At 55.0% G+C, this 13,321-nt stretch carries 8 protein-coding genes; 6 read left to right on the forward strand and 2 right to left on the reverse strand.

The features are described 5' to 3' along the window. Nucleotides 1-2 precede the first annotated feature (2 nt). On the reverse strand, nucleotides 3-1,928 hold the full coding sequence (gene speA, locus ACYQ8U_RS05495) for a biosynthetic arginine decarboxylase (protein ID WP_459944513.1): 1,926 nt from the start codon (nucleotides 1,926-1,928) through the stop codon (nucleotides 3-5). Nucleotides 1,929-2,377: 449 nt separating this feature from the next. On the opposite strand from speA, the gene ACYQ8U_RS05500 reads away from it, so the two are divergent. Next, complete coding sequence (locus ACYQ8U_RS05500; protein ID WP_459944514.1) at nucleotides 2,378-2,749, forward strand: hypothetical protein; 372 nt, start codon at nucleotides 2,378-2,380, stop codon at nucleotides 2,747-2,749. 86 nt (nucleotides 2,750-2,835) lie between these two features. Here ACYQ8U_RS05500 and ACYQ8U_RS05505 read toward each other — a convergent pair whose 3' ends face one another. Continuing rightward, nucleotides 2,836-3,372 carry a gamma carbonic anhydrase family protein gene (locus ACYQ8U_RS05505; RefSeq protein WP_459944515.1) on the reverse strand — a complete coding sequence of 179 codons (537 nt, stop codon included), beginning with the start codon at nucleotides 3,370-3,372 and terminating at the stop codon, nucleotides 2,836-2,838. Nucleotides 3,373-3,802: 430 nt separating this feature from the next. Between ACYQ8U_RS05505 and ACYQ8U_RS05510 the strand changes: the two genes are divergently transcribed. From ACYQ8U_RS05510 to ACYQ8U_RS05530, 5 genes are all read left to right on the forward strand, one after another. After that, a complete protein-coding gene (locus ACYQ8U_RS05510) occupies nucleotides 3,803-5,071 on the forward strand; it encodes a metallophosphoesterase family protein (protein ID WP_459944516.1) in 1,269 nt (422 codons plus the stop codon). Then, the gene (locus ACYQ8U_RS05515) at nucleotides 5,068-8,580 is read left to right on the forward strand and encodes an AAA family ATPase (protein ID WP_459944517.1); all 3,513 of its coding nucleotides are present in this window, start codon (nucleotides 5,068-5,070) and stop codon (nucleotides 8,578-8,580) included. Before ACYQ8U_RS05510 ends, ACYQ8U_RS05515 begins: the two co-directional genes overlap by 4 nt. 91 nt (nucleotides 8,581-8,671) lie before the next feature. Next, a complete protein-coding gene (locus tag ACYQ8U_RS05520; RefSeq protein ID WP_459944518.1) occupies nucleotides 8,672-10,678 on the forward strand; it encodes a PAS domain-containing sensor histidine kinase in 2,007 nt (668 codons plus the stop codon). A 5-nt stretch (nucleotides 10,679-10,683) separates the two neighbouring features. Beyond that, entirely contained in the window at nucleotides 10,684-11,436 is a 753-nt protein-coding gene (locus ACYQ8U_RS05525; protein ID WP_459944519.1) for a PAS domain-containing protein, read from the forward strand. A gap of 31 nt (nucleotides 11,437-11,467) precedes the next feature. After that, nucleotides 11,468-13,276: a sigma-54 dependent transcriptional regulator gene (locus tag ACYQ8U_RS05530; protein WP_459944520.1), complete on the forward strand. Its 1,809-nt coding sequence runs from the start codon at nucleotides 11,468-11,470 to the stop codon at nucleotides 13,274-13,276. Nucleotides 13,277-13,321 lie beyond the last annotated feature (45 nt).

Here is a 13,321-nt window from a genome sequence, read left to right on the forward strand (position 1 = left end):
TGTTATCGTTCAAAATAAGTATAGCCGCGCAGTCCGGCCTCATAGGCCTGCATCACCTCTTTCCGTTCAAGGGGCGAGATCAGGCCTTCCTTGACCGCGGTCTCCGCCGTTTTTCGAAACTTCATCAACAGCCGTTTCGGATCGTATTCGACATAGGACAGGATATCGGCCACCGTATCGCCCTCGAGTTCGCCGGAAAAATCATATTTCCCGTCCTGATGCAGACTGACCGTCACCACGTTGGTATCACCAAGAAGATTATGCAGATCGCCCAGGGTTTCCTGGTAGGCACCGACAAGAAAGACCCCCAGATAATATTCCTCGGAATCGTTCATTTCATGCAGCGGCAGAAAACGTTTGGCGCCGAAGCGGTCGACGAAACGATCGATCTTGCCGTCGCAGTCGCAGGTGATATCGGCAATGATGGCATTTCGCGTTGGTTTTTCATTGAGCCGATGAATAGGCATGACCGGGAAGAGCTGGTCGATGGCCCAGCTGTCCGGCAGGGATTGAAACAGGCTGAAATTACAGTAGTAGATATCGGAGAGCAGGCGCTCGATCTCATTGATCTCGGCCGGGGCGTTTTTCAGCTCCTTGCCGGTCTTGAGGATGCGGTTGAGGATGGTCCAGAACAGATTTTCGGCAAGGGATCTTTCCCGCAGGGTAATCTGGCCGCGGTTAAACAACTGGCGGACCTCATCGCGATAGTAGATGGCATCGTTCAAGGTCTCCTGGAGATTACGGATCGACAGATTCTCCATCGATTCGAGCATATTGATCAACTGGGGTGGACCGTCTTCCGGCAGTTTCTCCGGCAGGGAGTCCGGTTCAAAGACCGTCTTATCGAGGACATTGAAGAGCAGGACGGAATAATAGGCGACCAGTGCCCGGCCGGTTTCGGTAATAATTGTCGGATGGGCAATGTCTTCCTCGTCGAGCGTGGTCATCACCGCTTCGATAATATCCGTGCAATATTCGTTGAGGGTGTAGTTCCGGCTGCTGAGAAAATTCGACTGCGAGCCATCATAGTCAACGGCCAGGCCGCCGCCCAGATCGATATATTGCATGCCCGCACCTTCTTTCACCAAGCCGGCATAGACCCGGCATGCCTCGCCGACCGCCGTGCGGATTTCGCGGATATTGGATATCTGTGAGCCGAGGTGATAGTGCACCATCTGCAGACAGTCGAGCATGCCCTCTTTTTGCAGCAGGTCGACCGCGTGAATCAGCTGGGTGGTATTCAGACCGAAAATAGATCGTTCCCCGCCCGATTCCGCCCAATGCCCCCCCCCCTGCATGGCCAGTTTTATACGGACGCCCAGAACCGGTTTCGCCCCGAGCGCCCTGGAACGCTCGATAATCAGCGGCAGCTCACTCGGCATTTCCACCACCAGAATGCAGCGAAAACCGAGTTTCACCGCATGCAGGGCCAGATCAACAAACTCTTCATCCTTGTAACCGTTGCAGATAAGCGGTGCCTGCTTGTCGACCATCATGCCCATGGCGGCAATCAGCTCGGCCTTGCTGCCGGCCTCGAGACCATGGTGATACGGCGCACCATAACGGACCATGGCGTCGATCACCTGTTTCTGCTGGTTGACCTTGATTGGATAGGCCCCCATGAAATTGCCCTGATAGCCAAGATCTTTCATCGCCGCGATGAAGGTTTCATTGAGTTCGGAGATCTGCGCGTCAAGGATGTTTTCTATGCGCAGCAGGACAGGCATGTCAAGGCCGCGTTCCTTCAGCCCTTCGACAATTTCCGGGATTGAGACGGCCCGATCGGTAGCCTTCGGTGAGGGCTGCACAAGCATATCCCCATTTGCCGAAACCCTGAAATATCCGCCGCTCCATTCAGCTACCCGATACAACTCCGACGACTTATCTACCGTCCAACGTTCAAAAAAATCGACCAATTCTTCCACCATTAAAAAAAACGCCGGACCAGAGTACTGCCCCAGCAATAGAAACAATTAAAAAATACATGTTGACCGGATCCGGCCAGCACTATTTCCCCCTCCCCCTTGCAATGCGACAGAGGATGAACGCCACCTTGTTCTTTTCCCTCTACATAAACTTTATAACGTACTAGAAACCGGCAGTTGTCGTCAATGAAATCCACTGAAAACTCATGGAAAATTAATAGTAACCGACTCTCTTTTTGTGCAATTTCTCTTGGTTTTAATGCATTGGCTGGGGCGATGACCGGATACCTTGCTCAAATGATAGAGTGACTCCGCGTTTGCAGCAATCGTCGTCCTGCTTTACATCACCTCGTCGAAGGATTATGCTCTGCAGCCATATATTTCAAGGAAAGTTTACAACCAGAATATGCGCTGTCCATGTGCTGTCGCATACAACATATCAGGAGATTTTCATGGTCAAAAAGACAAGTCAAACCGGGTCAGGAAAGACAATCGCCAAACTGAAGGAAAAAGCGGCAAAAAAACAGCAACCGGCCAGACAGCCGATGATTCAGGCCCTGGTCTGGTATAAAGAGGAACATTATGCACAGCTTCTCGGCATGTTCGACGATGCCGCGCTGCTGCCGCCGACCTATGCGCACTGGCTCAGCCGTGCGGAGGAGAAAAAAGCGGAAATCGAGGCGGCGGGGGATCAGGTGATCAAGGTCTTCATCGATCCGGAAACCTTCCCCGAGTGGTGCGAAAAGAAACAACTGCCGATGGATGCCAACTCCCGCTCGACGCTGGCCATCGAGGTTGCCCAGTCCAGATCGTTCACCCTGTAACGGCAACAGATGTTTCGCTTTCTACATAAACGCGAGATAGTGGCGGATCATCCAGGTTCGTCAGGGCAATCTCATATAAAAACCGTTCAAAGTGCCTGACGGTTCTGCGCTTTTTTATATTCGTCGATTAAAGGCTTGTATTCTTCATACGCGCTTTTGGCCCACCAGAGCTGCTCTTCAGACGGTCGGCCCTTGATCTGACCAGGGGCGCCGAATACCAGGGAATAATCCGGGATGATTTTTCCGGCACCCACCAGGGCGGCGGCGCCGATGAGACAAAAATCACCGATGCAGGCTTCATGCAGCAGGGTGGCATTCATACCAATGAGCACGTAATTGCCAATGGACCGGCAGTTGAGAATCGCCCCATGGCCGATGACCACCCGGTCGCCGATCATGACATCCCCGTCTCTGCCCTCCGGGGCACCGGCGTGGATCACGCAGTTGTCCTCTACAATGCATTGTCTGCCGATGGTGATTTTTCCCAGATCGGCCCGGATCACGGCCCCGGGCCACACACTGGAGTCCTCACCGATTTCGACATCGCCGATAAGCACGGCGGTGTCATCCACATAAGCGGACGGCGCGATGTGGGGTGTTTTGCCTTTAAACGATCGTATCATGGGTGGGTTGGCCTCCTTGTTTATCATATAAATACGGTTTCCCGGTCGAAGCCGCTTCATTTACGTTTTGCATCGTATTCTTTTCAGATCGATCTCACAAGATTTTTTTCTGTCACCCCGCATCCGGTTTGAGTACCAGTCCACATACCTCAACATCTGCACCATATTTTCGGAAATAAGTTGCGTGATTGCCGCGATACATTCCCAGGGCGAGAATCTGTCATGGCGAATACATGACGCTTTTCGCTATTGACTTCCAACCCGCTGTTTTGTAGAAAAATAGTACTCATACCGTGGTCTTGCTGGAAACGGCAAGAGGCAACTCATGGCTTTGCCCCGGACTCCAGACGAAATAACGACACACTCCGCCAGCTCCGCGTCAGGTCCGCTAAATCGATTTCAGGGAATCTTTTCCGTGTAAAGGCAACAGATGTTTCGCTTTCTCCACACCGCCGATATCCATCTTGACAGCCCCTTGAAAGGACTGGAGGCCCATGAGAACGCCCCTGTGGAGGAGATTCGCGGGGCAACGCGACGGGCCTTTGACAACTGCATTGACCTGGCCATCGATGAGGCCGTCGATTTCCTGCTCATTGCCGGGGATCTCTATGACGTTGACTGGAAAGACTACAACACCGGCCTGTTCTTTGCCGGTCGCATGGGGCGGCTGCACCGGGCGGGGATTGCTGTTTTTATCGTTTCCGGCAACCACGACGCCGCCAATCAGATCACCAGAACCATGCCGCTGCCGGACAACGTGACACTTTTTTCTTCGCAAAAAAACCAGTCGATACGTTTGGATACTCTCGGCGTCATCATCCACGGCCGGAGCTATTCCTCCCGCGTGGTGACCGAAAACCTGGCCCTGCAGTATCCCCCCTGCCAGCCCGGCTATTTCAATATCGGCCTGCTGCACACCTCTCTCACCGGGCGACAGGGACACGAGGAGTATGCACCGTGTACGCTGGATGAATTGCAATCAAAGGGCTATGACTACTGGGCCCTGGGGCATGTGCATAAACGCGAAATAGTGGCGGATGATCCATGGATTGTTTTTCCCGGTAATATCCAGGGCCGCCATATTCGGGAGACCGGGGCGAAAGGGGCCACGCTCATCACTGTCGTGGAAGGCCGGATCACCGATGTCCGGGAACACGAACTTGACGTCCTGCGCTGGACCGGCTGCGAAGTGGATCTGTCCCACTGCGATACGGCACAGAGTGTCTACGATGCCGTCCGGCGGGCCTTTGAGATCGAACTTGCCGAGGCAAACAGCCGACCTCTCGCCCTGCGCCTGATTCTGACCGGCAGCTGTCCGGTGCATACCCTGCTGCTTGAGCGTACCGCCCAGTGGACCGAAGAGTTCCGGGGCATTGGCGCGGGACTTGGTAATATCTGGCTGGAAAAGGTGAAATTCCAGACGACCCGGCGAGTCAGCCCTGAGCAGACCGCCGAGAGCGGTGGTGGTGATACCGCCCTGACCGGGCTCCTGCACGCCATCGAGCACTTCGAATTTGGCAGCGATACCCTGGTTGAACTGGTCCCGGAGCTCGGCAGTTTAAACAACAAGCTACCGGCGGAGATCTCCGGCGGGGACGACCCTTTCCTGGCCTCCTCGCCGGAGAGAATTACCGAGCTGCGCAGCCAGGTGCAGGAGCTGTTACGCGCCCAGCTGCTCCGGCACGGAGCGCCAAAATGAGACTGAAAAGCCTTGGCCTGAAGGCTTTTGGTCCCTTTACCGACCGGAAGCTGGAATTCAACTCTGCAGCGCCCGGTCTGCACATCATTTACGGCCCGAACGAGGCGGGGAAAAGCAGCTCCCTGCGGGCACTCAAGGCCCTGCTGTACGGCTTTGCGCCACAGACGCCGGATAATTTCCTGCACAATTATGACCAGCTTCTCGTCAGCGGCTGCCTGGAAAACAGCGACGGCAAAAAACTCGTCTTCCAGCGGCGAAAAAAACGCATCGGCGACATCATCGACGAGGCGGGCGATCCTCTGCCGGCAGACACCCTGGCGCCGTTTCTCCATGGGGTGGATGTGGAAATATTTGGTTCCCTCTACGGCATTGACCACGACACCCTGGTACGCGGCGGAAAAGAAATACTCGCCCAGAAAGGCGAGGTGGGACAGGCCCTGTTTGCCGCTGGAGCGGGCATATCTTCTCTGAAAGAGGTCATCGATCAGCTGGAAAAGGAAGCGGGGGAGCTGTTCAAACCAACCGGACAAGTGCCGCAGATCAACCGAGCGATAAAAAGGTTCAAAGAGTTACAGAAAAAGGCCAAGGCCGCCGGTCTTTCCTGTCGGGAGTGGAAAGAGCATCACCAGGCCCTGAAAATGGCCGAGGAGGAGCGAGCCACGCTGGAGCGGGAGCGGGATGAGAAAAACATCGAACTGCGCCGCCTGGAGCGTCTGGCGCAGGCCATTCCCGAACTGGGACGGCTCAAATCCTACCGCGAACAGCTCGAAATACTCGGGCCGGTAATTATTCTGCCCCCGGACTTTGCCGAGAACCACCGCCAGGTTGTCCAGGCAATCCGTGAAGCGGGACTGCAGCTGCAAAAGGATACCGAACATCTCAAGAAGCTGGAGGCAAGACGTCAGGCCCTGTCTTTTAACAGATACCTCCTTGAGCACGCTGAAAAAATTGATGATTTCCACCAGCGTCTGGGGGAGTACCGCAAGGGGCTAAAAGACCGACCGGAAAGAGAAGGCATGCGCATCAGCCTGCGCCGAGAGGCCGCCCAGCTGCTGCAGCAGGTACGGCCGGACCTGAGCCTGGAGGCCATTGAATCCTTACGCGCGGTGCTGCTGAAGAAAAAAAGCATCCAGCGCTTAAGCGCCGAATATGAGGCCATCAACCAGCAGCTTATCCAGGCAAAAAGCCAGGCGGCAGCTAGCGGCGAGGAACACCGGGAGGCCATGCAGGACTTGACCGGTTTAGGTGCTCTGCCGGACAGCGGCAGGCTTTTTCAGGCGGTAAAGCTGGCACACAAGAGCGGCGATATAGATGGGCTGCTGGAAAAAAACCGCCGCGAAATCGACCAGGGCAAAAAAGATTGCCTGGCGGAACTGAGGCGCCTTGGCTTCTGGTCGGGAGATCTGCAGACGCTCATCGAACTGCCTCTGCCGCTGTCGGAAACCGTGCAGCGGTTTGACAGACAATACCGCGAGCTCACCGATGAAAAACGGGTACTGGAAAAAGAGCAGAAAACCATCGCCCAGGAGCTGACCAAGGCCCGGACGGAAATGAAAAAAGGCGCCTATGCCGGGGAAATTCCCTCCGAAGAGATGCTGCTGCACACCCGCCAGAAAAGAGAGCATGGCTGGCAGCTTTTGCGCCGCCGCTGGCTCGATGACGAGGATGTGACCAGTGAAAGCCTGGCCTATGGAGCGGACCAGCCGCTTGACAAGGCCTATGAGGGATATGTCGGCCAGGCGGATGGTATTGCCGATCGCCTGCGCCGGGAGGCCGACCGGGTAGCCACCGCGGCGGCCCTTCAGGCCCAGATGGAAAGCCGGCAGGAGCTGCTGGCCGGCCTTGCCGAAAGCAGCACGATGCTCAGCCGGCGGCAGACGGAACTCGATGCGGCCTGGGTCGCGCTCTGGCAGGCCGCCGGGATAACCGGAACAGCCCCGCTCTCGCCGAAGGAAATGGGCGGCTGGCTCGCGTCGATGGACAAACTCCGTTACAAGGCGGGTGATATCTTAAATAAAAAGCAGGAAATCAACAGAGTTCTGCAGCAGCGAGACACTCTCAGACAAGCCATCGTCAGTGAGCTGCACAACCTGCACGTGCAGGCCATACCCTGCGGGGAAGCACTTGGTCCGGTGGTTGTCCTTGCCGAGACAGTCCTCGAGACCGCCACCCGCAGACAGGCGGCAAGAGACACCTGCACCGCGCGGCTACAAAGCGCAGAAAAAAACCTCCATCTGGCCGAAAAACAGCTGATCACGGCTCGGCAAGCCTTGGAAAAGTGGCAGGAGCAATGGCAGAAAGCCCTTGCCGGTCTGGGTCTTGGCAGCGAGATCGCAACCTTTGAAGCGATCGACCTGCTCGACATCCTGCAGAGCTGCTTTGCCAGGGTCAAAGAAGCAGCCGATCTGCAAAAACGCATTGACGGCATAGACCGAGACGCCGGGGAGCTCGAACAGGAGGTGCGGGCGCTCCTGACGCAGGTGGCTCCCAAGGCATTAGAGCTGCCGCTTGACCAGGCAATTGTCCATGTGCGCACGCTCCTTGGCCAATCCCAAAACGATTGTACCCTGCACGATAAACTGGCCGAGGAGATCGATGCGCTGCAGACCGAGGTGGCAGCGGCCGAAAGGACCTTGCTGAGCGCCCGGGCACAGATGGAGGAAATCCTCTTGATTGCCCGCTGTGCAACACCGGACGGGCTGACCGCCGTGATACGCACCTTCGAGACCTACACCAGGTTGACGGATAAAATTTCCGACACGACCGCCAACCTGGCCAAAATTGGCGCCGGGGTCGACATCGAAGAAATTTCCCGGCAGGCGGCGGCAATCAACGCCGACGAATTACCGGGGCGGACAGAAGCCCAACGACTCGATATCATTGAAAGAATCCACCCGGAAATTAATAGAATTTCCCAGGTCATCGGCGAGGAGACCAGCAAACTCGCCGCCATGGACGGCAACGCCAAGGCGGCGGAGATAGCGGAGGAGATGGAACAGGAACTGGCCGGAATACGACGTCTGGCGGAGCGCTATACCCTGGTCAAGCTGGCCGCCAAAATCCTCCAGCTGGAGATTGAACGCTACCGGGAGGAACATCAGGATCCGGTGCTGCTCATCGGCTCGAAATATTTTCGCGAGATGACCCTCGGCTCTTTTACCGGTCTCCGCACCGACGTCGATGATCAAGGTTTACCGGTGCTGATCGGCCTGCGTCCGGGCAACAGACGGGTACCGGTCGAAGGGATGAGCTCCGGCACAAGAGACCAGCTCTACCTGGCCCTGCGTCTTGCCACCCTGGAGTATCGTCTGGAATCGCACGAACCAATGCCCTTTATCGTCGATGACATCTTAATCAACTTTGATGACCGGCGTTCACGGGCTACCCTTCAGGCCCTGGCCAGGCTGTCGACGAGAAACCAGGTCATTCTCTTCACCCATCATCGGCAGATTGTCGATGAAACAGCACATCTAGCCGATCAAGACGGTGTCGTCGTGCATACTCTCTAGCCTGACATCCATGGGGAGAGGATAAAGCAGTTCTTGACGCAGGAAGCAAGTGTATGGTCGTATAGAAGAACAGATCTACGAAAGGCGACATATGGCAAAAAACCTGACAGAACGAGACGCGGAAGCCCTCAAGCTGTTTCAGCACCGCAACCGCTTACTGACGACCATCAGGGAGCACAGTCTGTGTGATCCTGAAGATCAGAGCTATGCCATCATTTTTCAGCATTGCTGCAATATTCTGGCCGACGCCTTTCACTGCCATTTTGTCTGGGCCGGAGATATCGACAGGGAAAACAAGCGTCTTATTCCCTTCGCCGCGACCCCGCCGAACACGCTGCTTGACTTTTCCATACAAAGCTTTCTTACGAGCCTCCTCGTTGAGCAGATGGACCGCGAGCTTTCTTTTTTCACCACACCCATATATGCCCACTTTTCTTCCGGAAAATTTCCCGAAAATGACACCGCCGCCCCCAATTGCATTGTCTGTCCGGTGAGGTACCAGCACAAAGTCTATGGTTTTGTCGCCATGCACTGCCGGGAGAATAGAGAGATATTTGATCTTAAACAAGAATTTATCGCCCATGTCAGCGACGATATAGCCTTGGCGCTGTATTCCCAGGATACCGCGCGAAAGCTGAAAATAGAGCGGGACTTCAACAAGGAGATAGTCGACACTATCCAGGCGCTTATGGTGAGCATCCATCCCTGTGGCACAATTGCCTCCTTTAACCGCAGAGCCGAAGAGGTAACCGGGTACAGTGAAAAGGAAATACTGGGGAAATACTGGGTTGATGTCATGATCGCCCCGCATAACAGACTCGAATTCCAGCAACTCTTTTCAGAGACGCTGAAAGGAAAACAGACGAACATCAATTTCACCGCCCCCTTACTCACCAAAAATGGGCTGGAACGCTTTATAAACTGGCACGGTTCCATCCGGCATAACATCGAACAAGGCAAAGTCGGCCTGGTCATGCTCGGCATTGACGAAACGGAAAATCTGGCCGCTGACCAACAGCTGAACATGTTTACCGCTCGCTGGGAAAAAATCTTCATTGCCATCCAGGATCCTGCGCTGGTGGTCTCAAAGGACTTCAGAATCCTCGAGGCCAATCCAGCCACCTGTGCCGCCGCCAAAAAACGACGCAGCGAAGTCATCGGCAAAACAGTCTGCGAGATTCTCCACGGCGGCCATGGCAGCAACAATCCCTGTCCGCTGGATCAGTTCATCGGCGGCCGGAAAACACAGATATCCGAGGTGGAGCTGCACGGCCTGCATGGTACATACATGCTGACGGTGACGCCGCTGCTCGAGGAAAATGGCGAAATCAACGCCACTCTTGTCGTCGCCCGCAATCTTACCGAAGAAGAAGTTGTCCGGGCAGAGGCGATTCGCATGGCCCAGCTGGCGGCAATCGGGGAACTTGCCTCCGGCATTGCCCATGAAATCAATAATCCGATCAACGGCATCATCAATTATTCGCAGATCATCCTTGACGCCCCGGATGATCCGGACGCAGCGGAACATCTGCGCAACATCATCAGTGAAGGAAAACGGATCGCCGGCATTGTCGCAAAATTACTGGACTTTGCCCGCCGCCGAGAAGAGGTTCTGGCTCCGTCGGATATCACAAAAATAGTCAACAACAGCCTGCAGCTGGTCGACCATCTCCTGAAGAAGGATGGTATCACCTGTTTCCTGGAGCTGGATGATTCCCTGCCGCCGCTGATGTGCAATGAGCAGCAGCTGCAGCAGGTTGTCTTGAACATGATCAGCAATGCACGCTATGCCCTGAACCAGAAATACCCCCAGCCCAACCGGGAAAAACGTCTCGAAATCAGAACAGAACTGCATAAACAAGAGGACAGGGAATGTATCCGCCTGACCTTCACCGATTACGGCGTGGGCATCGACCCGGAAGTCCAGGACAGACTGTTCGATCCGTTTTTTTCCACCAAGCCGAAAGGCGAAGGCACCGGCCTTGGCCTCAGCATCAGCCACGGCCTGGTGCGCGACCATGGCGGGTATATCAGGGTACAGAGCAAGCCGGGAGAATGGACCCGCTTTACAATAGATTTACCAGTACAACCCCACTAAGGAACATGATGAAACATCAAGTACCGAACCCACCGATATGGTTGATAATACCAGGACAGTTCCTCGTCTTCGCCGGGCTGCTCGCCCTTATGCAGCGTCTGCACGGCGCCGCCGGCACCACGAATCTTTTTATGCTGGAAACAGGCCTGCTCACCGCCGCGCTGCTGCTGTCGATACTGGTCACCATCCACTTTTTGATAAAACAGCGGGAAAACATCATCTTAAGCCTGAAAAAGGGATTGGCCGCTGAACGGGAGGAATATCGGGCCATCCAAATTAAATTTGATGAAGCCATCGAAAAAAGAACCTTTGAACTGCAGCAGGTGAATGGGGCATTAAATAGGGAAATTGCTGAACGAACTCAGGCAGAAGAAGAGGTTCGTGAACTGCAGAAACAGTTGCACCTGATTCTCGACTGTGCCGGCGAAGGTATTCTCGGCCTTGATAATCAGGGCAAGGTCACCTTCATGAACAAGGCCGCATCGCTGATGCTCGGCTGGGAGGCGGAGGAGTTGCTCGGCAACACCCACCATGAACTCATCCATCACACCCTGCCGGACGGCACGTCTCATCCTGTCGAAAGCTGCCCTATCTATATGGCCTACCGGGATGGACTCGTCCACTATAAAACCGGAGATATTTTCTGGTGTAAAAACGGCTCCAGTTTCCCGGTGGAATATGTCAGTACGCCGATTCGCGATCGCGGCATGCTCACCGGAGCGGTGGTGGTTTTTCGCGACATGAACACCTATAAATGAGTGACAAAGGCCTGTAAACCAAGGAAGCTCAATGACAGATACAGCTGCACAAAAAACTTCTATCCTCATTGTTGACGACGAGACAAGTTTACGCAATACCTTCAGCATCTTCCTGAAACGGGCCGGCTACGAAACGGTTATCGCCGTCGGCTCATTCGAGGAGGCGGTCAAGGCGGTATCCTCACGGATGTTCGATCTTATCATCAGCGACATTGTCCTCGAAAGTCACTCCGGCATAGAGCTGTTAAAACGGTTCAGGGAACTTGGCGTTACCTGCCCGGTGGTCATGGTTACCGGCTATCCCCAGGTGGAAACGGCCTCGGAAGCAGTCCGGCTGGGCGCCTTCGACTATCTGCCGAAACCGGTCGAAAAGGAGGCGCTGCTGAAAACCGCTCGCCTGGCCATTCGCCAGTACCATCTGGAGCAGGACAAAAAAGAGGCGGAGCTGGCCCGGGAGCGGTACCGCCGCTTTCTGGAAACGCTGTTCAAGAGTGTTTCCGACAGTATCATCTCCGTCGATAATGATCTTAACATCCTGAAAATGAACCATGCCGCCGGTGTACTTTTAGAAAAGCTCCACCCGGAGATGGGTGAGGGGAAAAACCTTGGCGAAATCTGTCAGCAGGTGGAGCTGGGCCAGCTTACCGACAATATAAAAAAGGTGCTGAAAAGCGGCAGAGAACTGATCGATCACCGGGTGGAATTTCCTTTGGCGGACAGGCGCAAGATAGTAAGCATCTGCATTTCCCCCCTGGACAATGGCACGGGGGATCCGGTGGGCGCCGTGCTGGTGCTGCGGGATATGAGCCATAAAATACCGCAACCGCTACAGGGGAGAAGCCATTTTCACAAGATGCTCGGGGCCAGCGCGGCCATGCAGAATGTGTATCTGCTGCTGGAAAACATCGGCCGCGTCGATACCTCCGTATTGATTACCGGGGAGAGCGGTACCGGGAAAGAGCTCGCCGTCCACGCCCTGCACCAGGAAAGTCCACGGCACGATCGGCCGCTGGTGATGGTTGATTGTACCGCCATGACCGACAGCCTGCTTGAGAGTGAATTGTTCGGCCATAAAAAAGGCTCCTTTACCGGGGCCGATGAAAACAGGATGGGCAGAATTCTCCAAGCCGATGGCGGCACCTTGTTTCTCGATGAAATCGGCGATATCTCGATGACCATGCAGCTGCGACTGCTCCGCTTTCTGCAGGAGAAAACATTTTATCCGGTCGGCAGTGACAAGGAACTGCACGTTGACGTCCGGGTCGTCGCCGCAACCAATGTCAATCTCAAGGAAAAGGTGAAAAACGGCAGCTTTCGCGAAGATCTCTACTTTCGCCTGCTGATCATCGATATCCACCTGCCGCCGCTGCGCGAACGCGAAGGCGACATTCCCCTGCTCACCAACCATTTCATCGGGCGCTTTGCCAAAAAGCTCAACAAAAATATCACCGGCATCTCCGAACAGGCCATGGCGCTGCTCAGCCGCTACGCCTGGCCGGGAAACGTTCGCCAACTCGAACATACCATCGAAAGGGCCTGCATTCTCTGTCAAGGCACAACCATTTCTTCCGAACAACTACCGGAGGAACTGGTGGGCCGCAATACGGTGGACCAGTCCCCTCTTCTCCCGGAACCGGCAAAAACCGACGAGACTGCTCTTACTGAAATTAGCCGACTGGCCCTCAGCAAAGAGGAGGAGCAGGTCACCGAAAAGATCCTCGCGGCGCTTAAGACAGCCGGTGGCAACAAGGCCAAGGCGGCGCGGATTTTAAATATCGATCGCTCGACCCTGTATCGAAAAATGCGCGAGCTGCATATTGATACGGATATCTTTGGCTGAGACAATGATGCTTCCGATCAAAATGGTCACAGTAGAGAGAAAAAT

It is taken from the genome of Desulfocastanea catecholica, assembly GCF_054657295.1.